The organism is Vibrio sp. 10N.261.51.A4 (assembly GCF_041471945.1).
In the GTDB taxonomy this organism is placed as follows: Bacteria; Pseudomonadota; Gammaproteobacteria; order Enterobacterales; family Vibrionaceae; genus Vibrio; species Vibrio crassostreae_C.
On sequence record NZ_JBFRPJ010000020.1, the window covers coordinates 26,461 to 50,451 of the forward strand.

Consider the following 23,991-nt stretch of genomic DNA (forward strand, 5'->3'; position numbering starts at 1 on the left):
GCATAAGGAATTTGCTATGGAACACGGCTCTATTAACTACATTGAATTTGCTGCGAAAGACATCTCAGCAACTAAGGCATTTTTCAGTCAAGTGTTTGGTTGGAGCTTTGAAGACTATGGCCCTGAGTATTCTGCGTTTGAAGGCAAAGGCTTAATGGGCGGCTTCTATTTGGCGGATCTGGCGTCGAATACGGATAATGGCGCGGCACTGATGGTTTTCTATAGCCAAGATCTTGAGCAAACCGAGCGCGATGTAATTGATGCTGGTGGTCAGATAAACCGTGAGATCTTTAGCTTTCCCGGCGGCAGACGTTTCCATTTCAGAGAGCCAAGTGGCAACGAGATGGCAGTGTGGAGTGATAAGTAGAGACTCACTACACTGTTTATGATTGAACTGTTTAATGTCTGAAACGAGACATAAAAAAGCCTGCGATAAAATGCAGGCTTTTTAGTCTGTTCAGTAGAGAGCACATTTAACGTGCGATTACGTGCGCTCAGCTAGGTACGCTTCGTAGTCTGGGATCTCGATGATTACTTCTTCTTCAAGCAGTGAAGAGTTAAACAAGAAATTAGCGGTAGCGCGGTTAGTGGCCACAGGAATGTTCCAAACACTTGCGATACGAAGCAGTGCTTTTACGTCTGGGTCATGTGGTACAGCATTAAGTGGATCCCAGAAGAAAATCAGCATATCGATCTTGCCTTCAGAGATAAGCGCGCCAAGTTGTTGGTCACCGCCCATAGGGCCGCTGATCATGCTCTTGATTGCTAAGTCTGTCTCTTTACTTAGTAGAGAACCAGTCGTGCCCGTTGCGTAAAGGAAGTGCTTTTGTAGTTTTTCTTTGTTCTCTTTGACCCATCTTAGTAGCTCAGGTTTGAAGTGGTCATGAGCGACCAAAGCGATATGCTTATGTGTTGGCATAGTGCGCGTCGTTTTTTGCATGAATGTTCCCTAAATTGTTGTTTCGTTTTTATTGTTTTGAGTTCTTCAGCCAATATAGCACTAAGGATTCACACTGAATACCGGACGAAACTCAGAAGGTGACAATGAGTCGGCGATAATTTGATCTTTGAGAGTTGCAGGTGTCAGCGCTTCGATAATCGGTGCGCTGTGTTGCTCGTAAGGTTGACCGCGTAAGTAACTGGTGGCTTGTTTTACCGACAAGCGACCTTGCTCAACCATTTTATCGGTTGGCGCAAAAAGTACCTTGTTACGGAGTAAACCACGGTAGGTTCCGTGACTTAGGTAACTTGAGATTAACCCAATATCTTCGGTTTTATCGGCCGCTCGTAGCTCACTGATCGCTGCTTCAATCGCGACGGCACTTCCGACTATATATTGGATATCAGGTTCTTCTATCACCTGCTGTACTAGATTTCTTTGAAGTTCTTTATCGTTATCTGCCCAATAGCTGATCGCAATTTTGATATCACTCGACTTGATCGCATCATAAAACCCCAGTGCTACAGGCTTAGTGCCGCCACTCGCTTGTGGGCCAAGTAACAGGGCGATAGGTGTTTCGCCTGATCCTTTCGGGTGTCGTTTCGACAAAAAATCTCCGACTTGGTATCCCATTTGGTACCAATCGACACCGACCGTACCTTTTAATACCTTCTGTTGTTCTTCATTGACGGTTAACTCATTTACCGTAGCAAACACAGGCGTCGAGCCAACCCAATCGCTGAGATTGTCATGATACGCATCGGGTGAAACCGTACCTAAAATAATGGCATCGGCTCTCCATTGCGTGCAAAGCACCAGTTGCGAGGCTTGTTTGGCCACGTTGGGGTAACCGCCAGCTTCCAATACTCTTAGCTCAACTTGCTGCTTTTCTGCTTCAGAGATCATTCCATAGTTTACCGACAACCAATAAGAGTCTTTGAGGTGCGGATAAATGGCACAGATTTTCTCTTTTTGTGATGTGGCATTGGCGGGTTTTATTGGGCTCAAAGGCTCACTAGCACCTGCGACAGTAGTCACTGAGGCCAGTAGTGAGAGAAGAATTATTGAAGCGAAAGGTCTAGATAGCATGAATTGCCGTTTTGTTGGTTTTAGATAAGAAACACTGCAAAATATAGCGTATTCTGCATGGGTAAAGAAGAACGTTTTAAGGTTTAGAGTTTATGTTGTTAGCTTCAGCGAGTATTGGACGCAAGCTGCTGGCCTCATTCTTAGTGATGGCACTGTTGGTTCTATTGTCTGCATTGATCGGTGTTTCTGGTTTTAGCTTTGTAGCCAAAACGGAAAGAAACGTCGTTGATTCGGCGCTTCCTGCCATGATCGAAGCTCGTCAGGTTTCTGAGTTGAGTAACCGTATTATTTCGTCAGTACAAACACTTTCTAATGCGAGAAACGAAGCTGAAAGAAAAGAGGCTGGCACCGTACTGTTTGACCAACTTGAGTCGCTTCTTCAACATATCAAAGAGCTTGGTGTCGACAGTTTCGATTCTCAGCTCCTCAATAAACTCGAAAACAATGTTCAAAGCGTTATTAACACACTGGCTGAGTTGGGTGTGTCGGTTGAGCGTAAGCTTTGGTTAAGCAAAGAGTTGTCGTCTCGTGTCGAAGAGATGCGCCTATTGGCCGAAGAGCTAGAGCAGTTGACGCGAACCCAAGTTTTGAACACGGCTACCATTGCGGTTGCTAACGTCACGCATATCTATGACCTGCTAGAAACCAAAGAAACGGATCAAGCCTACCAAGCCTTAGATGCGCTTGTAGAGGTTGACCTTGATTTGTCTGAGCGCCTACACGAATTGCATTTGCTGGCGTTCAAAATGCTTAACCAAATTGAAGAAACGCAAACCGTTACCAACGTAGAGCGTATTCATCAAATCCAATCAGAATTTGAATCCAACCTAAGAATCATGGCGCGCCGCGTTAAAGCGGTCGAAGATCCTACTCGTTCAGCGCAGATGTCTCAGCTTCTAGAAGAGCTCAGAAAACGCCAAGTCGTGTTCGATATTTCATTAGAACAATATGAGAACACCAAAAAGTCAGAGTTTCTGATGCAAAATACGTTGGAGCTGTTCTCTCAGCTGAATACAACGGTTAACCAACTGGTTGATGATTCAAACCGCAGTACCAAAAAAGCGGTTGATGAGCTGACCAGCACGTTGAATTTGGCTCAATGGTCACTGTCTGTGATTTCGGTTATTGGTTTGGTTATCGTTGCATTTATCGTGTGGCGAGTGGTGTATATCTCGGTTGTTAAACGTCTTACTGAATACTCATCGGCCTTGATGTCTATCGCACAAGGTCGCCTGAATATTGATATCTCGGTAAAGGGTAATGATGAGCTGGCTCATATGGGCGAGGCGATCATCACTGCCAGAAACACCGCGCAGGCGCTACAAGTGGTTGCGGTGGGTGAAGCAAAGGCGAAACGCGAACTTGAAGAGCACAAAGAACACTTAGAAGAGTTGGTCACAGACCGAACCTACCAGCTGCAAAAGACCAATGAGAAGCTGAACATCGAGGTAGGGAACCACGCTAAGGCTCGTAACGCCGCAGAACAAGCAAGCCGCGCAAAATCCGCTTTCCTTGCGACGATGAGTCATGAAATACGAACGCCGATGAACGGTGTATTAGGTACTGCAAGATTGCTCAAAGATACCGGGTTAGACCCGCTGCAATCCGGCTATGCAGACATCATTAACCGCAGCGGTAAGAACCTACTCGCGATTTTGAATGACGTGTTGGATTACTCAAAGATTGAAGCGGGGCATTTAGAAATACGCACGGCGTCGTTTGACCTTCATCAGATGGTTCAAGACACCTACCAATTGATGGAAGGACGCGCCGCTGAGAAGAAGCTGAACTTTGATTTCCATATTGAAAGTGATGTGCAACGCTATTGGCGTGGTGACGTAACGCGAATCAGCCAAATCTTGAATAACTTGGTCGGCAACGCGATTAAGTTTACGGAAAGTGGCTCGGTCGATATCTTTATCAGTTTAGATATCGAAGATGAAAATCGAGTGATGTTTGAAGTGTCAGATACCGGTGTCGGCATTGACGCTAGCGAACAAGCTTGCCTGTTTGATGCCTTTACCCAAACCGATAGCGGTCGCAACAAAACCGGCGGCACAGGGCTTGGATTAGCGATCAGTAAAAGTATCATGTTGGCAATGAACGGGGATATTGGCGTTCATTCTGAAGAAGGCGAGGGTAGCCAGTTCTGGTTCTCACTGCCACTTGAAGCCGGTGAGAAGATAGAAACGAAAGTACCGGTCATTGAAGCGTGTATTCGAGCTAAAGTACTTCTGATTGAAGATAACCCCGTAAACTGCATCGTTGCTGAAGGCTTCTTGCATAACTTGGGGCACGAGGTTGTGATTGCGACAACCGGACAAGAAGCGAGAGCCATATTCAGTGAGCAAGAGTTCGATATTGCGCTGGTGGACATTAACTTACCCGACTGCGATGGCGTCGAGTTAATTCAACAACTCAAAGACGATGCGCTTCAGCATAAAAGTGAAGAAGACGTAATTCGAAAAGTACCCCCAATGATCGCAGTATCGGCTCATGTGTTTAACGAAGAAGTGGAAAGCTACTTGTCGTCTGGTTTTGATGGCTTCTTACCTAAGCCGTTAGAGAAGGAAGCTTTGTCGGAATTGATTGTTGAGCAGTTGGACGGTCACATGCTGTTGCTGCCTCAGCCGGATCCGTCAGATGCTGTTTGCTGTCAGCTAAACTCTAAACCTCAGGAAACCGAGCTAGACTTATCAGCATTGGCATTTGCAAGCTCGACACAACGAGCAAACCAAGACGCGGAACATAATCAAGGAGAACCGATTGTGCAGATGATTAACCCTAAGATTATCAAAGACGACTTGGCCATTCTCGGTCGAGAAAAAATAGTGCAGATTGTCGGGTTGTTTGACCAAAGCAGCCAAGTCACTCTCGATGAACTGATTGTGGCAAGTGCCGCTGATAACGCTCGTGAAATTAAGTCTTTAGCTCATAAACTGAAAGGGTCTGCCGGCAGCCTAGGATTATCTGCACTGTTTGCTTTATGCCAGAGCATTGAAGCGAGCGAGGACCCATTGCTTCAATATCGCGATAATGCTGACTCGTTACCTGAACTGGTGAAAGACTCGCTAGCAGCGCTCCGAGAACAATTATAAAGTGGTTATTGGGCTGAAGCCCCAAAATAAAAGCAAAAAAAGCAGGCTATTTCTCCGTATTAATATGAAGAAGTAACCTGCTTTTTTATTGTCGAATAAGAATCTAAGTAAGGCGTCGAGGAACAGCTCTAAGCCATCTTGATATGTCCAGCTGCTTTGATCTTAACGTGAACCATGTTGCCTTGAAGGTAGCTTAATGGAATCTCGCTTCGTTCAATGATCGCGACATTATCGCTGCATGCGCCAGCTTCAATCGCCAGTTGCTTTGATTGCTCCTCCAAGCCCTTTAAGGTCTCTTCACGTGATGCTGGATCAATCGGTACGATCTTATCGAACTGGCCTGATATTTCTCCCAGCGCAACACCAATGGCATTCGCTACTTCAAAGTGCTCAGGGCGAACCACTTGGCTTACTCCTTCAAAATGATCTGGGAATAGTGCACTGCCGCCGCCAACCATGATTACGGGTACACTCGCTGCAGAGGTCTTCATCTTATCGATGCCTTCTTCAACATCCGTGACCATTTGTTGGTAAACCTTGCTTGCTTGTTCGGCCGAAACACCAATCTCATCACTCAATTGATGCTCTGCCTGCCACTGCATTTGACCTGTTTTGAGTGCAATATCGGTGAGCGTAAGTTCATCACCACCAAAGCTACGCGCCGTTTGCGTTAGAGTGTGACCAACACTTTCAGGGCCTAGTTCGATACGTTCTTGCTCAAAACGAACCTTGGTGCCTCCACCAATGGCTAACGCCAAAATATCAGGCATGCGGAAGTTGGTTCTCACTTCGCCAATCTCTACCGCTAAGCTCGACTCTCTTGGGTAACCGTGAGTTAGCACGCCGATATCAGACGTAGTGCCACCCACATCGACCACGATTGCATCTTTTAACTTGGTCAGGTGGCTTGCTCCGCGAATCGAGTTTGTTGGGCCACAAGCCACGGTAAGAATCGGGTACATCAATGCGAATTGCTGCGACATCAGTGTTCCGTCGTTCTGACCGAAATAAGGCGTGGTGTGGATTTCATGATTGATGAGTGCATTACAAAAGCCGTCTACGAATCGTTTTGCTGTACCTTGCAGAGCAGCATTGAGGATAGTGGCGTTCTCGCGTTCTAAAAGCCCTAAGCTGCCCACTTTATGGGATAACGAAAGGTTCACCCCCGGAAGTTCTTGTTGAATCCACTCTGCTGCTTGAAGCTCCTGGTCGCCATTGACGGGAGAGAACACTCCGCAGATAGCAATGGAATCCACTTGGCCTTTCATTTTCTGGCAAAGCTCGCGGATTTCAGATTCTTGAATGTCGGCAATCAACTGGCCGTCATACTCATAGCCGCCGTGAGCTTGGTAGAAGTGCTCCCCAAGCAGTGTTTGCCAAGCTTTGCTCCAACCACAGAGTGGCGGAACACTATCACCACTTGGAAGCGCTAAGCGAATCATGCCGACTCTATCTAAGCCTTTTCGTTCAACGATTGCGTTGGTGCATTGAGTGGTACCAAGCATCGCATGTTTCACTTGCTGACCATCAATGTTTGCTTGGCTTAATAGCGCAGCTATCGCGTTATCAATGCCGGTTGAAATGTCATGTGTGGTTGCGGTTTTTACTTTGGCAATCACATTCAAGTCTGCGTCGAGCAGTACACCGTCGGTATTGGTGCCACCTACGTCAATGCCAAGGCGGCAGTAATCAAGCGTAATGTTTGTCATGCGACTACCTCTTCAATGCAGACTTTAGTTGTTCAATGGTTTGATACTCGACGGTGTAGCCAAAGTAACCCGGGCCCGCGACTTCGATGCCTTTGTCAGTGCGCCATTTAGGGTCACAAGGGTAGGCAATTAGGTCGATGCGCTGCCCGTAACGAAGTTGTTCGGTTGTGATTGGCTTACCCGTTTCATGATCCAAGATCGAAATAAGATCCGGTGTTGATGCCAGCAGGTTATCTTGGCTCATGTCTGCGCGGCTTGTACCTTTGTGCGCGAGAAGTAATTCGTTTTGGAACTGCACAAACACGTTATCGACGCCGGTATCTTCAAACTGAGCCAGCTTTTCAATCACGACACCACCTGTTGCAAAACCACCATCGGTTTCACGTTGAATATCAACAATCTTGCCACTGATGATGGTATGGCCGCCGACAATGTCTAATACGGCCTGTGTGCCACTTTTATTGTTGTCGTTCGCCAGTCTAATCGCTTCACCAATCTTCATTGCTTGGGTCAGTGTTGCAGGCAGTGCGCTGCGTTTTAGGTTCTTACCGTTCATTGGGTAATCGCACATTGCTGCAGAGCCGCCCATCTGCTCGGTAATTGGCCTCGCAAACTTTTCAGACCAAATACCGTCAATCGGATAAAGCGTGACGATATTGCCACGCTCATCGGCCAATGTGTTCGGTGCCGAAGGGAGACCATCAAGAAAGAAGGTCACCATCTGAGCTTCTGGGAACGCACGTCCCATCGCATCACAATCGATCACAGGAATGTTCTTTTGTGCTGCAACGAGAATTGGAATCAATGAATTGAAGCCGCCTACTTCGATAGGAAACGTTGCCGCTACTTCAGTGCCGAGCGCTTTTTCCATCGCTTCGAAAGCAATCAACATTTGATCTTTCGAATTGAGTTTCTCTACTGCGACTGTTGGTGCGCCAATCATTGAAGAGGGCACTGTCATCCAATCGTCTTGCACGTCTTCTAAAGGAATCATGCGTACAGGGTGCTTTGCCGTTGCAATGGCTACTTTCGCCATCAAGGCACCGCTGTATGGGTCACCGCCGCCGCCAGTACCTAATACCGTCGCACCCAGCGCGATATCATCAATCATTTGTTCAGTAATAATCACAACTACTATTCCTTATCACTTGAAGGAGAAAGCTTCATTAGGGCGAGGTAAATCACACCAGCGGCAAGAATGCCGTCTAACGCCGAGATGCTGGTGAACGAAAACAGGTTGAAAAACTCTGGTGCAGTACAAGCGCTGAATGCAGTACCAAATGCCCAAGAAGCCAAGCCTTTAAACATCCAAGCTGGAACTTGTTGGATGTTCTCAAAGCTCATTTTTGTCGAATCTAAAACATAATATTGAACGATGTAGACACCCGCAGCAGGCGCAATGGTTACGCTGAGTAGCATTAAGAAGTCGGTAAACTTGTTCACCATGCCGAGTTGAGCGATACCAATGCCGACGATGGTCATGATCACAACCAGAACAGGGCGCGGAATCTTAGGTAGAACCATCGACATGCATAAGCCGCCAGAGGTTAGGTTGCTACTGTTGGTGGTCCATTGTGCAAATACCAGTACTATAATGGCCGCCATGCCTAAACCTAGGGTGAAGAAGACTTCGACTAGGTCGTCGGTGCCGGTCATTTTGGTCAAGATCAATGCGATAAGAATGATGGCACTGTTGCCGACGAGGAAACCGATACCCGCTCCTAAAATCGCATCACGGCGTGTTTTGGCGTAGCGAGCAATATCAGGTGCAGCAACCGCAGCTAGAATCCAGATAGACATAACAAAAGAGATGGCTTGGCCAAGCGTCAAAGGATCTTCAATCGATGGCGCTGCGCCACCTTGATAATCAGCAGCCATAAACAAACCGATGGTAATCAACGTCACCATCAATGGAACAGAATAGGTACTGAGTTTGCCTAAAGCACGAACGCCATAGATAGCCGTCATCATCATTAACACACTGCCGCCAATAAGAGCGGTGAGGTGTGAAATTATGATGTCGTATTTCGCCAGTGCATCGACCATGATGAAAGCGAAGAAATCAGCCTGGAATGCGAACCAGCCGACTAATGAGATGCCGTTGATGAAGCCAAGAATTTTACCGCCGTTACGGCCAAATACCGCGCTGCTCACCAGCGGGGTAGAGACGCCAGCTTGAAAGCCAATGTTGGCACACAGCATCGCGATGATCGCCAATAAGCCTGAACCAATAAACGTGGCAAGCAGTGCGTCTTCAAAACCAATACCGCTGCTTAGAATCGAGCCGAGAAACAGTCCCGAAATGTCGATGCCGATTGCCAACCAAATAAGGCTGATGACCCACCAAGATCGTTTGGCCTTCTCGGGAACGGGCTCCAACTCGAAGTCATCTATCTTTTTGTGGCTGTGTGTTGCTTCGGGTTTATTCACGTAAGCTTCTGCCGCCATAGTGCCATCCATGCATTGTTATTCCATAAGTGTGAATAAAGCATACTGATGTATTTATTGTTAATAAATGAATATAATCAGATGTAAACATAACAAAAAACAAATGTGAGTGGCAAAGTGAATCCAAACAATAAGTTAGATAAAAGAGACCTACGTAGATTAGAGCTTTTTTGTGAAATTGTTGAACAAGGAGGCATCAATCAGGCGGTCGCAAGCACTGGGATTAGTCAACCAGTGCTGAGTAATCAGCTTATTGCCTTGGAAAAAAGCTTAGAATTAACATTATGCCAACGTGGTCGACGTGGTTTTAAGCTGACTCATGAAGGTGAGCAAGTGTATAAATATGCGAACCAACTAAAATCGACCTTAACCGACTTCGCTTATAAGTTACGAGGTGTACAGACGGAACTCTCTGGGCATGTGCGAATTGGATGTTTGGATAACACCGTCACTTTGCCTTATAACCCACTTCCCAAAGCGATCGAGACGTTTTACCAACGCAGTAACAGTGTTGAGGTGAGTGTTGATGTCGGGGATTTCACCCAGTTGAATGAGAAGTTAGCAAAGAACCAGATTGATATGATGATAGTGGTTCTAGGGTCACATCAAAAATCAGCGTTTCAACATAAATACCCACTGTTTGAAGAGCACAGTTATCTGTATGCGCGTAAGGATCTGGCTGAGAAGATCATGGACAAGGATTTCTCATTGGATGGCTGTCGTATCAACATGGGCGGCTATGCCAAAGATGAGATGTTCCGATTACTGAATATTGAGCAGTACGATTCCGTAAAGCCTTTTGATGGCTGGCATGTCGAGTCGGGTGTAATTTTAACCTTGGCGGGCACACACCTGAGTTTTTTACCGTCTCATTTAATCGACCGTGGCCATTATGACCAAGCCTTGATTCCGCTTCAGCCCGAGAAGTGGAGCCTTAAGAGTCAGTTTTATGTGGTGTTGAAGCAACCTGTAGATTCCCTTTCCCCCGCCGCGCGTGCGTTTTTTGATGAGCTACACCAACCGGAAGCATCGGATTCAATATAGAGAGCTTTTCGCTTCTCAAGAGCACTTCTCGCTTCTCAATAGCACCTAAGATACTTTTCCCCATATACAAAAAATCCTCGGCCAAGACAGAGGATTTTTGCTTTTATGCTTTATGAGTGAAAACTAACGGTTCTCGAAGCGGTTGTAATCCAACAATCCGAACTCGATCGGTTGGTCTTGTTGATACCAACGATGCACGCGATCACTGAATGGCCAGAACTCGCTAGAACTGCGTCGTACCGCAAACTTATCCAGCAGCGCCACGTAGTCTTCTTCTGTGCTTAAGTTTTGCAGCGTTTTAACCAGAGTAGGAATCTCGCTCTCGGTTAATGATAGGTAAGCCGCAGGGTAGCTACCGACAACGCCTCGTACGAGGGTAAGGTCATCATTGGCGTAATCACGGTTACCTTCTTCATTAAACAAGCTAGAAATGTTGCTGTGCGCGTTATTGTGAATCATGGTGAACAGTTGCTCTTCGCCGTTTTCGCCTTCAATCATGATCATCACTAATTGAGGCACATGACGCAGGCCTTCGCCCTTTATCAAATTCACTTGGTTAAGCAGTGCTTCATTCTTCCTACCAAAACCTGTTTCAACAATCTCAAAGCGATTATCGAGAACAGGTGCGAGTTTATCTTTGATCATATCAAGCAGTTCGTGTTTCGGATCCGCCGTTTTGTAAACCACGCTGGTCGGCTGATCAAAAGGTGCAATGTTTCGCTGCAAATAGTCACTCAGTTGTGCGCTTTGGTTCTGGTACCAACTAGAGTGTTCAATGTGACGAACGTCTTTAGGAAGAAGGCTTAAGAAGTTACTCTCACCTTCAAGACGCAAGAAGTCCATGAACATGCGTGTAATCAGCTGGTGGCCAAAGTTGCCGTAAACATCGAAGCCTGCAACGAGAAGATAATGAATACGCTCTAGAAGAGCATAATCAAGAATCCACGCAGTCTTAGGTTGCGTGCCAACTAACCCTTGTACAACAGAGGCGCTATCGAAGTGCCTAAAGACGGTGAGAGCAGCATTCGGGTTGATGCCATCGCCATCCCAAATGATGCCAGTGTCTAGGTGGACGCCACTCTCGAACCATTGGTTAGTGAAGTCTGATTTCGCGTTTAGGTATTGCGCTTGTTGCTTTGCGTATCTTACCCAGTTGGTCACAGGTACGGTGTTACTTTTTAGTTCGCTAGGTAGCTTTAAATTTTTCTTTTGACTTGCGTAGAAGGCGTTGATTTCCGGAACATCGGCTTTCTCTGGGTCGATGAAGAAAACCCAAAAACGGTCGTTAATTACGTTCAAGGCAAGTTGACCACGACACACAGGTCCTTTGATGTAGGCCATGATGGTGTTTTGCGCGTTATCTAACATGAAGTTGAAGCGCGAGTTTACTGGCAGCGCTTCAAATGATGTCATTGGGTTTGCTGAAACATCGATGTCGTAACTAGGTAGTTGTTTTACTTCGTAATTTACGTCGACAAACCAGGTGTTCCACTTTTGTAGACGCTCTTTATTAAGCGCGAAAGGCATGTGCGTTTTGTCGACGATAGTGCCTTGTTCTGGAATCAGACGGTAGTAAACACTGTCTACTTTTGGATCGTCATAAGGGCGACGAGTCGTGATGCGTTGTACCGCTTCACCTGGTGGTGTTGCAGAGCGAACAACAGTAAAGAAACGCGTTGGTTGAGCTAAATCAGAAAAATAGACATGAGATAAAAACAGGTGCTCGTAGATATAACGTGCTGAAAGTTGACTCTTATTGTCGCTCTTGTTTAAAAAGCTTTCGTAGACATTAACGAGCTCTTGTTCTGCATCAGTCAATGGAATGTGGTCGTTCATTAACGCGCCATTTTCCAACCAACTCATTAAAGTCGCGTATTCGGTTTTGTCTAAGTTTGGCATCCCATAAGGCATTCCCCAAGTTGGGTAATCTCTCTCGTATTGAGCGTATTCTTCAATGGTTGGGCACTGTTGGTCGCGATCGATTGAAAAGTCGAAACCTTCAAGCTGGGTTTGATCGGGCAGAGGGTGATTCTCTTTCTGGATCAACATACGAGAAACAAGACCAGCATCGAGGTTAGCCGTTGAGTTCTGCATACGCTCATTGAGGACAGGATGAAAATCCGCATCGCGCCACTCTTGCGTGGTTAAAGCATCTTCAAACAAGCGAGTAGGGGCTGATGCCGTTAAGCGGGTGCCTTGATAAACGAGTGCCTTGCTCGCGCCTCGGTCTATACCTTCCACTGAAGACATTTTGAGTTGGCAAGGGGCGTCATAACAAGCGTGACAAACCACGCATCGGTTATCAATGATGGGCTTTACTTCGTCAATGAAGTGCTGCGCTTGAGCTGAAAGAATAGGTGCTTGGCGATCGCGTACTTGTTGTTCACCAAACAGTTCGTCGAAGTTTAAACCCGCGTAGACGGCACAACCTGAGAAGACGCTAACAAAAGCTAAAATGAAGAGTTTTTTCAAATTCATACGTATTTAAATATTAGGAATTTTCTATAATTATATCGAAAATGATTGAAAATGCTCATGTTCTAACAATTTTGTAGACAAGATCTTGATGGGACGAGTGACTTGTCGATGCGCGTCACTCGCTAGTGCTCAGAAATTGGAGTTTAGACTTAGCTAGATTTAAGTCCCAAGAGCTAAAAGCTAGCAGTTAAGAGTTAAGAGTTAAGAGCTAAGACTCATTGATTGACGTAACAAACAGAGAAGGGGACAGACAATCGCTCAAACTCTTTGATCCAGCGCCACTGGTTGTCTTGCAGTTTATCGCCAGGGCCTTTGACTTCAATCCAATGAAACTCATCGCCCTTGAACGCAATCAAATCCGGCATCCCAGTTCTAAATAGCTTTAAGTCACTCAATATCACTTTGAAGAGGTCTACAACCAAGGCATTTGGAATTGAAGCCATGCCATGTTCGATGAGTGCCTTAGGAAAATAATTCCAATGAACAAAGGGGTTCGCGATACCTTGCTTTTCATCGTAAGTATCAAGAAAATGGTTCAGCCCATGTTTGGATATCGTCTGAAACACGGCTTCAATCTGTTCGGCTCGCTTGTCTACGAAATCTGAATGGTACAGATCCAATGGTCGATGTTGGTAACGATTGATAAAGGCGCCTTCAACGTCTGCGAAAATGACATCCCAGAAAGCCAAACCAAACAAGCCACACAGAAAACTGTTTTCTGAAAAATAGACGTCCCAACCTTGGTTCTCAAAATGCTGCTTTACCGCAAGCTCGACTCGAGTTTGGCTGAGGTCTAATTCCAGTTTTAACTCTTTGCAGCTCGGCTTTATGGTTCGTGAAACTTTGTGCCCCTGTTTCCGTAGCAGCCGGTCTTCAAGCTTAATAGCGATTTCCAACTCTGACACATCCGATGGAGTAGCTTTCATTTGCGTGACAATGTCACACATTAAGTCTAGCGTACCTTGCTTATCATAGATGCGTGCAAGTCGTTCTCTGCTCGGAGGAAGTGTAGATTGTCTGAACCAAAAGATTGCTTGGTCGTTTAGATTAAGCCTTTCAAGATCGCGAGCAACATCATTGATCAAACGCGATCGTTTTCTGGCAATACTTCTGTGTTCTGATTCTTCAGGAATCGCATTTAAAATCAGTTCCAGAAACTCGCCATCTTTGCGGTCACCTTCTGAATACAAGCGTTGAATATCGCGCATCTGGATTAATTGATTGAGCTGATCCCTAGAGGTGAAGACGCGGTGTTGCTTGCTTAATGGGTAGTTCTCAAAGGTGTTTAGCCCAAGGTCGCTTAACACGAACTGACTTAAGTCTTGATAGGTGTTGGCAAAGAACAGCAACAGTAATACATCAATCACTTGAGATTCGATGACGTAAATACAGTCGAAAGAGAGGTTTTGAAATTGGTCAAAAGGTTGCTGATCAAGCCGTAACAACAGCTCGTCTTTCTTGGCATTTCTATGGCTCTTAAGGGCGGGGAATACACTCAACAGCTCTGGTTTGGTGAGCAAGTGCAACCCGAGCTCGACCTCACTAATGGCGAGGTCATGCTGTTCTTCGGGATGACTCAACCCAATGAAGCCTGAGCTGTTTAGCTCTTGCAGTTCGGTCTTTAGATCTGGGATCTCAACATAGTTGAGTTTATCGCTGCGAAACCAACGGCCTTTACGAGAAAGCAAACGAACCATTAGGCATTGGCTTGAAACAGAAAGACGTTTGTATGCGGACAACCAACGACATTCATCATCACTCAGAAGATCGGGGTAGAGCGTTTGAGCGTGTTCAACCAGTCGATTGAAGTTGTCGAGATAATAAGTGGGGGAGAGCTGAAGATTGGTTTCGGTCGTCAATGGAGAAGTCGCTTGATACAAAAAGAGCCTAACCCTAAGGTTAAGCTCTTCAGTAACAAATTCAATCTTTTCTGTTGATTAAGCTTGTGATGCTTTTAGTTCTGCAACTTTAGCTTCAGAGATTGGTTTAGTGATGATTGCTAGAACAATACACACTGCCATCATAACTGCAGAGATTGTGTAAGCTAGGCCGTAACCTTCGCCGTTTGACATTGAGAAGCCAACAACTGCTGCACCGATAGCGCCGCCGATACCCCATGCCGTGTAAAGCACGCCGTAGTTAGTACCGTAGTTTTTCAGGCCGTAGAACTCAGCAGTTAGTGTTGGGAATACTGCTAGAAGCGTACCGTAACCAACCGCTGCGATAGCCGTACCAATGATTAGCGTGAATTCAGAGTTGAACGTAGCGAATAGAGCCATGTTCGCGCCTTGAAGGATGAACGCTAGAAGTAGAGTACGTACGCCACCGATTTTATCTGCAAGCATACCCGCAGCAACACGGCCGCCTGAGTTGAATACTGCAAGGATAGACGCTAGGTAAACTGCGTTTGGCAGGTTAGCTTGAACGCTAGCAATTGTAGTGATGTTACCGATGATCATTAGACCAACAGATGCAGCGAATGCGTACATGATCCATAGAGAGTAGAACTGAGGAGTCTTCAGCATTACTTTCCAAGTTAGGTCTTCAGTCTTCTTAACCGCTTTAGGAGCTTGGCCTGCTTTTACTTTAGGCTCAGCTGGCGTGTAATCCGCTGGTGGGTTGTTGATTGTTGCTGCTAGAGGTACTGCGATTGCAAGTACACCAACACCAAGAATCATAAAGCTAGTTTGGATACCCATGCTGTCGATTAGCGCAGAAGTTACTGGTGCTAGGTAAATAGCCGCAAGACCGAAGCCTGCTGCGATAAGACCGTTAACCATACCTTTCTTAGAAGAGTGGAACCACTTCATTGCTGATGGAGACAGACATGCGTAACCGAAGCCGATACCTGCACCTGTTATAATACCGAACGTGATGTTCAGCATCATAGGCGTTGTAGCGAAACCAGAAGCAATCATACCTAGGCCTGTAAGCGCTGTACCTAAGATAAGGATCTTACGTGGCCCCATACGGTCTTGTAGGATGCCCGCAACAAGAAGAGAAACAGAGAATGTGATAGTTGCAATAGCGTAAGGTGAAGATGCTTCAGCAGCACTCCAACCAGCTTCAGTTACTAGCGCTTTGTTAAATACACTCCAAGCATACAGGATGCCAAGACAAAGGTTGATACAGAAGCCTGCTAGCAGGATACGTGTTGCTTTATCAATCTTGCTCATTTTTATTCTCAGTTTTGTCATCGGTTAGTGGAGAGCCACTTAACTAAAGACGGGTTATTGTGATTGTTTCTTCAAAATTAGTTTGCGTTTATCAACAGATAGCGCAAAAGAGCGCGGATTATAACCAATTAAAAAGTGATTGGAATCTCTTTTTCCATTTTTGGTAAATTAAATTCAATTTGTTAATAAGTTGTTTTTCATTGGTTTTTGAAATGTTTTTAACACCTCTCTATTTTGTTCTTTTTCGCTCTGTCTTCTTATTATTTCAGGGATTTTGAGGTGATGGTTTTTGAATAGACGCGTATTGCGTGCGGATATCACAGAGTTACAAATAATTTTAATTAATTTCCAAGGTTAAATTTGTGTAACAAAATAAATCGTAACAGCGCTTTGTTCATATGAGACAAGGAGTAACGGAGTTTTATTAAAAACAGAATGTTAAGCAATTGTTAAGGGTGATTTTTGTTAGTACTTTTGCTTACATTTTGTTCGATTGGAGGGGTTGTGTTGTCCTTAAAAAGTGGGAAAATAGTATGCAAACTGAGATTCCAAATTTGAAAGGATGCGTTTCCAACTTATGGTGAGGCGAGTATTATGAAACTGTTTTTAATTTTATTGATGTCAATTTCTGGTGGTGTAGCGGCAGCTGACCATATTCACTCTTTCCTATTCGGCTTCTATGTTGCGGCTCTAGCAGTTGGTAGTTGCTACTGGCTTGCATTCCGCAGTACGCGTTTCCCACAGTTGGCATTAGTGCTATTGATGTGTGGCTTTTTTGCGAAAATTGCAGTGACTGTTATCGGTGTTTCTTGGGGTATCTCGAACGATATCATTCAATCGCCGTTCATTTTCTCATTGTCATACCTGTTCTTCTTAGTGGTTGTGTCTTACGTTTGGTTTGCATACCGCGATAAATTGACGCTAAAACAACGCGCTAAGAAGGTAGAAGAGTCTCGCAAGCAAGCGGCAGCATAATTCTATTTGATTCTTAAAAAGCCTTCTTCGGAAGGCTTTTTTGATCCTGCCTACCTGAACTCTATTATTTGGTTATGACGGCAGATAAAAGAAACCCCAGTATGGTGACATACTGGGGTTACTTGTTATGTATCTATTATCTAGCAGTTACCATCTACCAAAGACTACTCTGAAGGTGTGTTATTTCTTCATCATCTTAGCGAGATCGGCGAACGGGTTGTGTGTCGCTGACTGATGATCATCTAAACTCGCTTTTGCATCCACACCATAACGCTCATGGTCAGTGTATTTTGAATGCTCATGATCGTGACAGTACAGGCACAGTAGCTCCCAGTTGCTGCCATCTTCAGGGTTGTTTGTATGGTCGTGATCCACGTGGTGAACGGTAAGCTCTCGGAGGTTTGAGTAAACAAATTCGCGCGCACATTTACCACAAACCCAAGGGTACAGTTTTAGTGCTTTTTCGCGGTAGCCTTTCTCTTGGCGAGCATACGCTGCACTCGAACCTGTGAAATCAGAAGACATTGCCAAATCCTTATCAATTGTAATATCCCGATTTTATCACAGCTTTCTTGAAGCTGTCGGTATGTCGTTCGTAAAATCATTGCTAAATGATGCAGTGGACTTATCGATATTAGATTGAAGTTTGAATACAGACTTACCTTCTACACACTAACGCTTAAGCGGGTTATGTCTTTCTGGAATAAGCCATGCTTAACAGTTTGAAAATAAATCGTATTCAGGGGTTTTAACCGCAGGCATGTGACCTAATATCAGTTTGTGAGACCCTATATTAATAAGGAAATATCATGTCAGAACAATACACTCCGCCAAAAGTTTGGGTTAACGATACTGCTGGTGGTAACAAGTGGGCAAACATCAATAGTCCTGAATCTGGAGCTCGCTTTGATAAAGAGCTTCCTGTTGGTGACCATGCTTTTCAATTGTATTCTCTTGGCACACCTAACGGTCAAAAAGTCACTATCTTGCTGGAAGAGTTGTTAGCGGCGGGTGTTAAAGAAGCTGAATATGATGCGTACTTGATCAACATTGGTGAGGCTGATCAGTTCTCTTCTGGCTTTGTTGGCGTGAATCCAAACTCCAAAATACCAGCACTTGTCGACAAGTCTGGTGACGAAGACGTGAATGTATTCGAATCGGCATCTATCTTGATGCATCTAGCAGAAAAATTTGGTCACTTCTTACCAAAAAAAGGGGCAGCAAGAACGCAAACCATTAACTGGTTGTTCTGGGCACAAGGCTCGGCACCATTCCTAGGCGGTGGTTTCGGCCACTTCTACGCTTACGCGGATGAAAAGCAAGAGTACCCAATTAACCGCTTCGCAATGGAAGCTAAGCGTCAACTAGATGTGTTAGACAAGCAACTTGCTAACAGCACTTTCGTTGCGGGTGAAGAGCTGTCTATTGCAGATATCGCGATTTGGCCTTGGTACGGTAACTTAGTACTTGGCAAAATTTACGACGCAGCCGAATTTCTACAAGTTGAGTCTTACACCAACGTTGTGCGCTGGGCGAAGCAGCTAGAAGCGCGTGAAGGTTTCCAACGCGGCCGAGTGGTTAATCGTTCATTTGGCGAAGAGTGGGAGCAAGTACCAGAGCGCCACTCTGCAGAAGACATTGACCGAGTTTTAAAGCTTAAGCCTTAGTTCTTTTTTGAACGTGTTTTTGGCAGATATACCCTATCGGTCTTAATGTTAATGGCTAATTGAAACGCCATATCTCAATCGAGATATGGCGTTTTTCCGTTTTAAGGTAGGGAGAGGTTTTGTAATTGGAATGAGAGTCTCAATTATCATTTTGTTTTTCTTATTCAATCGCTTATGAGTAATGGTCTTTGTGGTTAAGACAAAAAACAATAGTCATCGAGGTGGAGTAAATCTATAAGATAACGGTCCACTTTAAATTACGACTAACTTCGCTCAATGAAAAAAAACTTAATTGCGTTGGCTATCATATCCACGGCTCTTTTAGGGTGTAATCACGACTCACTAAGCTATAGTGGTGGCTCTGATACGGCTCCTCCAACAGATATTGTACCACCAACGGACATTCTTCCTCCGACAGATATTGTTCCACCAACGGATATTCTTCCGCCGACTGACATTATTCCACCAACAACTTACATCGGTTCACTGTTGTCGAGCGGGACGTTTGTTTCTGGAGATGTGTACTGTGACGGCATTCATCTTGAAAACGGAACGTTCAGTGTAAAACAAGGCGTGAGTTTTAGTTGTACCTTGGGTCACCTTACTTTAGGTGATTTCACGGCTCCTTTCCCCGAAGTCACAGAAAGCACGATTTCAAATGATGCGCTTCATGCGGCATTTGAGTTGACAGAATTACATGGAGACAACGTTACCAAGGTACTCGAATCAATTGATGTTTGTGAGACTGAAAGTGCTATCTGTCTAAAAGAGCTGGATGCTTTTGATATTGAGGATGTGTTCTCGCAGCTTGATGATCAAGATGCTGTCGATGCGTACTTTTCATCGAAAGAAGAGGAGTCTACAGATGAAGTAGGTAAGGCTCCTAGTTCACACGTAGACACAACTGTTGTTCCTGCGGTTGACCCTAATGCGGACAATAACCTTAACGCTGGTTTTGTTTCTGCAGACGCGGAGTCTACCTATGCTTATAAGCCAAGTGTTGAAGGTAAGGTGTTAACTCGCAGTAAGCTTACAGACGCTAATGGTACGCCGATTTCTGGGATCAGTTTCTTTTCGGCTAACGCGACGGGCGTGACGGATGAAGAGGGAGTCTTTGAGTACCTGTGGGGCGACAGAATCGTTTTTGGTATTGATACGTTTGAGTTTGGCTCCATTACGGGTAATCAGGTTGCTTATAAATTGTCTGATGTGACCAATAATGTGGTTGAGAAAGCGAATATCCAGTCATTACTAGAGCGCTATGCGGTTGATCATGTAAGTTATTATGAGATATCTGAAGAAGTCCAAGATACCTTTTCAAATTACCCTAACGTTATAAATGAGTTGATCAACCTAACTCTGCCAAATGGGGGGCTGATAGAGGGTACAGACTTCGAACTTCCTAATGAGTTTGTTGGTCAGTTTAGCCAAGGGTTAACGGCAGTCATTGATGAGCAGCTGCGCCAAACGCCTCAGTTTATGGATTATGTTCGTCAACCTGCCGTTTTATCTATGGATTCTGGTCAGTATGTTACGGAGTCTCTGCAGCAAATCTTCCACAACGTCACCACATTCCATGTTTTCAATGACAATGGTAGTTTTTACGGTGCGACGGGGTATACCCGTGGTATGCGAGCTCTGAACATATCGAACAGAGCATTCCCTGTGATGATGCCAAGAACTGATAAAAACCGTCAGCTTTATTTTGGTGAGCAACAGGCTTGGACTCGTGAAGGTAAGCCTTACATCGCACAACACCCAAGCATCTCGATGCCTCCGATTCCTTTAGTCTCTGAAGACAACGCGACTTATGGTTTCCCATTCGTTACTGCAGGCGAGATAGGCAAAGGTAAGGTCGTGTTCATGGGCAATGGCTTATATCCAAGTATTCTGTCATGCCCAGAGAATTATTGGGCTAATCGCACATTACATATCGACAGCAACAAACAACAGTGCACTGTTTCGACGTTTGAAAACCTACTACATGATGACCAAGGCAGCATGAGGTTGTTTTTCTCGAACTTGTTTGAGTGGTTCAATAATGGTTTGCCTATTGCTGGGATGAATGCAGTGACCAATATTGACCAAGCCTATTCGGCTTATCACCACTCCACAATGGGTAAGCAGTACACGTTTTTTGTTAGTCCTCAGTATGGTTTTGCGTCAGTAGAAAAGCGTGGTTCAGGTGACTTTGATGATTTGGATGCGAGTAATACGCCGATTTTGATCCTTCAGGCATACCCACCTAAGTTGGTTCAAGATGGCATGACTAACCAGTTTGTTGCTGACTTGGATAACCCGAACTTAAACCAAGACGATATTACGGCTCTTATTAACTATGTTAATGACGGTGGCAATATCTTGTTTATGGATGCGATTCAAACGACTAATCCTGAACCTGTTGGACGCTTGGCAGATGCCGTAGGTGTATCTCTTGGTGGTGAAAACGTTACCCCGACAAACCAAGCTTTCTGCGGTAGCTCTTATTACTGCCAAGCACCTTATCCTAATCTTCACGTGAAGAGTCAAAAGGAAATGGTGGTTCTTGAGCGTTTTCAAGATAACCAAGGAGAGCCTCCATTCACGGTAAATCAAGATGGTACGGTTGAGTGGATCAAAGATGAGTCCAAGATTAAGTTTGAGATCCCGACTTATGAGGTTACTAAGTTAGACGCTGAAGGGAAGCCAGTGCTTGATGCGTCTGGTGTAACAGTAATGGAGAAAAAATCCGCACGTATCTTTGTTGAATCGGCAGAAGAGCGTGAAGCGGCGATCAAAGAACTGCAATCTGCATTTGTTGGAACTGATCTTTGTACAAACGATTATGAATATGAATTTAACTGTATTGAGACTCGTTCTGGAGACGGTGTTACTGTTCGTGGTGCTTATCATCGCGCAGACTTTGATCGCTATGAAGTAAGTGAAGCTGTTGTTGGTAGCATGGTTAAAGCGGCGAACTTGGGCACTAACTTTACGGCGCTTTATGAGCATGAAATTTACTATAGAACAAAAGGTACTCAAGGTAAGCGTCTGTCTAACAGCGAATTGAATCAAGCGTTTGATAACCTGTCTGTTTGGATGTGGAATGACAACGCATACCATTTTGAAACAGAAATACAAGATGAGTTGGGGTTCAAGCAGGCTGTTCAGTTCCTTAACTGTTATACCGAAGACTTACATCAAACAGACACAATGGATGCACAGTGTCCTGTTGACCTAAAAGCGTCGTTAGTCGCTAATGGAATGATTCATGGCGAAGGTGAGTTATCTGGGCAGTTGAATCCTAGCTATCCATTAAATTACATGGAGAAACCTCTGACTCGTATTATGTTGGGGCGCTCATTCTGGGATCATGAAATCGTTGTTGATACCACAATGTATCCGGGTCGAACTTCGGGGGCATCTTCGTCAAGTACGGTAATGGTTCAGACCAACGGTAAAGCGGTGACGTATTCGGCAGGAAACAATCAATCGACAGGTCTGTGGGCACCTCAATTACAAGAAGTAACCATTCAAGATGGCGTGGCAGCTACGATTACTGTGATGATCGCGGATGATCTTACAGGTAAGCCGAATCACGAAACGAGCTTGAAACGTCCTCCACGTATGCAAACCAGCTACGATTACAATGGTTCGAGCTTAAATTTCAAAGCCCCTTATGGCGGCCTGATTTATATTCAACCGAAAGTAAAAGAGCTTGGTGAAGTCTCGTTTAGCATTGATGGCGCGTTAAAAGCGGCTTGGTGGAAAGAGGGACAGTGGATTAACACTATTCAATCGGCAGACGCACCAATTGCAGAAATCGATACGGGTTCATTTATTTACACTACACCAATCAGGAATCTAGAATCCGCTGATTTGAACCAATTCGCAACTGATATGAATCGATTCGCCGAAGCGGCAAGTGACTTCTACGGGCGTGATGAGAAACAAAGCACGGGTTTACATCGTAGGTTCACTTACCCAGAACTGAAGGCGTTCCGCCATCGTTTTGTGAATGACGTGCAGATTTCGATTGGCGCTGCTCACTCTGGCTACCCAGTGATGAATTCAAGCTTTAACGCAAATCGGACATACATTCCAACCAACCCTGTGAACGATTGGTTGTTGTGGCATGAAGTTGGTCACAACTTAGCATCAGCTCCTTTCCTTGCGGCTGGTAGTACAGAAGTGACCAATAACCTTCTTGCGTTGTATATGCAGGAGTTAGAGGGGCGCAATGCAAACCCTGAAATGGATCGTATTAAATCGGATATTAAGAAAGCACCTAAATGGCTAGAGCTTAATAATGAACATGCGTGGTCACATGGTGATGCAGGTTTACGATTAGTTATGTTTGGTCAGCTAAAAATCTGGGCAAAATCGAACTTTGCAATTGATGATTGGTATACACGCGGCGCAAGCCAATCTGATGTGTATGGTGAAGATGAAGGCTGGAACATGTTCAAACTTATGCACCGTAAAGCTCGAGGTGAAAGAGAAGGCGACTCGAATACGAACTATTGTAGTGCTAGCGAGACTGGGCTTTCTGGTGGAGACCTAATGATGGTGTGCGCTTCTTATGTTTCAAACTATGACTTAAGTGACTTCTTTGAAGTTTGGAACGTGGGCGAAACGTCCATGACTAATGCTGATGGCACGAAGTCTTATAGTGGCGGAATTAGCTCTAAAGGTCTTAGTGCGGTTGAACAATTAAAACTAGAGAAACCAAACAACAGTCCTTTGAATGTTGATTCAATTTACTAACGCTAATTATTGCTAAAGCATTTTATAGCTTAAAAACAAACGCCACACTGAAACTACGTGTGGCGTTTTTGTTGGAATGCTCTAGAAATTTCAGCTAGATCAGTCTTCTACATGATGTTTAATACTTCGGCTGCCATTGGTTGACTGTCCTTGCTAGAGAAAGCAGGTTAAACTGTTCGCATCATAATTCTAAAGGATGGTGCCATGTACCACGGTCATATCTATTTCCCTCTGCGATTTGCAGAGCAAGCAGAAACACTGCGTCAGAAAATTTTAGCGGAACGTAAAGATGTATTAGAGGTTTTCCCATTAATACAGCGTTTGGTTGGTCCACATAAGATGCCAATGTTTGAGATTCACTTTGCGAACAAAGAGTCGGGCATTGTTGAATGGCTTGAGCAAGAACGCGGTGATATGTCGGTGCTTATTCACCCTGTAACTGGCGGTGAAGAAACTTTGGATCACACAGTACGAGCGATCTGGCTTGGTCGTGAATTGGGTGTCTTTGAAGAAACGCTTACTAGCTAATCAAATATACCAATATTGCACTTAACTCATTCCGACCGGAAAATACATGAACAATAAAAAGGCTCCTCAAATGAGGCTGTCTCTTGATCACAA

At 44.9% G+C, this 23,991-nt stretch carries 16 protein-coding genes; 7 read left to right on the plus strand and 9 right to left on the minus strand.

The genetic code is table 11. The features are described from left to right. The first annotated feature begins 16 nt into the window (after nucleotides 1–16). Entirely contained in the window at nucleotides 17–367 is a 351-nt protein-coding gene (locus tag AB4384_RS05280; RefSeq protein ID WP_017060889.1) for a VOC family protein, read from the plus strand. 117 nt (nucleotides 368–484) lie between these two features. Here the strand turns inward: AB4384_RS05280 and AB4384_RS05285 are convergent, their stop codons facing one another. Continuing rightward, a complete protein-coding gene (locus AB4384_RS05285) occupies nucleotides 485–940 on the minus strand; it encodes a methylglyoxal synthase (protein ID WP_017060888.1) in 456 nt (151 codons plus the stop codon). A gap of 60 nt (nucleotides 941–1,000) precedes the next feature. Beyond that, nucleotides 1,001–2,029, minus strand: coding sequence for a TMAO reductase system periplasmic protein TorT (torT, locus tag AB4384_RS05290; protein ID WP_372129027.1), 1,029 nt, complete (start codon nucleotides 2,027–2,029; stop codon nucleotides 1,001–1,003). A gap of 92 nt (nucleotides 2,030–2,121) precedes the next feature. Between torT and torS the strand changes: the two genes are divergently transcribed. Next, nucleotides 2,122–5,127, plus strand: a complete 3,006-nt coding sequence (gene torS / locus AB4384_RS05295) for a TMAO reductase system sensor histidine kinase/response regulator TorS (protein ID WP_372129028.1) — start codon at nucleotides 2,122–2,124, stop codon at nucleotides 5,125–5,127. 128 nt (nucleotides 5,128–5,255) lie between these two features. Here the strand turns inward: torS and AB4384_RS05300 are convergent, their stop codons facing one another. Genes AB4384_RS05300 through AB4384_RS05310 form a run of 3 tightly spaced genes read right to left on the minus strand, consistent with a single transcriptional unit; the run spans nucleotide 5,256 to nucleotide 9,296 of the window. Next, the gene (locus AB4384_RS05300; RefSeq protein ID WP_372072836.1) at nucleotides 5,256–6,836 is read right to left on the minus strand and encodes a hydantoinase/oxoprolinase N-terminal domain-containing protein; all 1,581 of its coding nucleotides are present in this window, start codon (nucleotides 6,834–6,836) and stop codon (nucleotides 5,256–5,258) included. A 4-nt stretch (nucleotides 6,837–6,840) separates the two neighbouring features. Then, nucleotides 6,841–7,965 (minus strand): DUF917 domain-containing protein, encoded by a 1,125-nt coding sequence (locus tag AB4384_RS05305; protein ID WP_229647755.1) that lies wholly within the window; start codon nucleotides 7,963–7,965, stop codon nucleotides 6,841–6,843. 5 nt (nucleotides 7,966–7,970) lie between these two features. Beyond that, on the minus strand, nucleotides 7,971–9,296 hold the full coding sequence (locus AB4384_RS05310; RefSeq protein WP_017064775.1) for a cytosine permease: 1,326 nt from the start codon (nucleotides 9,294–9,296) through the stop codon (nucleotides 7,971–7,973). Nucleotides 9,297–9,389: 93 nt separating this feature from the next. Between AB4384_RS05310 and AB4384_RS05315 the strand changes: the two genes are divergently transcribed. After that, complete coding sequence (locus AB4384_RS05315) at nucleotides 9,390–10,328, plus strand: LysR family transcriptional regulator (protein ID WP_017071124.1); 939 nt, start codon at nucleotides 9,390–9,392, stop codon at nucleotides 10,326–10,328. Between the two features lie 123 nt (nucleotides 10,329–10,451). Here AB4384_RS05315 and AB4384_RS05320 read toward each other — a convergent pair whose 3' ends face one another. From AB4384_RS05320 to AB4384_RS05330, 3 genes are all read right to left on the minus strand, one after another. Further along, nucleotides 10,452–12,806: a fatty acid cis/trans isomerase gene (locus AB4384_RS05320; protein WP_017064773.1), complete on the minus strand. Its 2,355-nt coding sequence runs from the start codon at nucleotides 12,804–12,806 to the stop codon at nucleotides 10,452–10,454. A 215-nt stretch (nucleotides 12,807–13,021) separates the two neighbouring features. Beyond that, nucleotides 13,022–14,686: a VRR-NUC domain-containing protein gene (locus AB4384_RS05325; RefSeq protein WP_372129029.1), complete on the minus strand. Its 1,665-nt coding sequence runs from the start codon at nucleotides 14,684–14,686 to the stop codon at nucleotides 13,022–13,024. Between the two features lie 57 nt (nucleotides 14,687–14,743). Beyond that, nucleotides 14,744–15,982, minus strand: coding sequence for an OFA family MFS transporter (locus AB4384_RS05330; RefSeq protein WP_102319844.1), 1,239 nt, complete (start codon nucleotides 15,980–15,982; stop codon nucleotides 14,744–14,746). Between the two features lie 594 nt (nucleotides 15,983–16,576). On the opposite strand from AB4384_RS05330, the gene AB4384_RS05335 reads away from it, so the two are divergent. Further along, on the plus strand, nucleotides 16,577–16,957 hold the full coding sequence (locus AB4384_RS05335) for a hypothetical protein (protein ID WP_017064770.1): 381 nt from the start codon (nucleotides 16,577–16,579) through the stop codon (nucleotides 16,955–16,957). Nucleotides 16,958–17,137: 180 nt separating this feature from the next. On the opposite strand, the gene AB4384_RS05340 is transcribed toward AB4384_RS05335, so the two are convergent. Further along, the gene (locus AB4384_RS05340) at nucleotides 17,138–17,482 is read right to left on the minus strand and encodes a YajD family HNH nuclease (protein ID WP_017060876.1); all 345 of its coding nucleotides are present in this window, start codon (nucleotides 17,480–17,482) and stop codon (nucleotides 17,138–17,140) included. 284 nt (nucleotides 17,483–17,766) lie between these two features. Between AB4384_RS05340 and yghU the strand changes: the two genes are divergently transcribed. The 3 genes from yghU (at nucleotide 17,767) to AB4384_RS05355 (ending at nucleotide 23,898) form a co-directional block, all read left to right on the plus strand. Beyond that, nucleotides 17,767–18,624: a glutathione-dependent disulfide-bond oxidoreductase gene (gene yghU, locus AB4384_RS05345; RefSeq protein WP_102332906.1), complete on the plus strand. Its 858-nt coding sequence runs from the start codon at nucleotides 17,767–17,769 to the stop codon at nucleotides 18,622–18,624. 276 nt (nucleotides 18,625–18,900) lie between these two features. Then, complete coding sequence (locus tag AB4384_RS05350; protein ID WP_372129032.1) at nucleotides 18,901–23,370, plus strand: SslE/AcfD family lipoprotein zinc metalloprotease; 4,470 nt, start codon at nucleotides 18,901–18,903, stop codon at nucleotides 23,368–23,370. 204 nt (nucleotides 23,371–23,574) lie between these two features. Continuing rightward, complete coding sequence (locus AB4384_RS05355) at nucleotides 23,575–23,898, plus strand: DOPA 4,5-dioxygenase family protein (RefSeq protein ID WP_017060873.1); 324 nt, start codon at nucleotides 23,575–23,577, stop codon at nucleotides 23,896–23,898. Nucleotides 23,899–23,991: the final 93 nt, after the last annotated feature.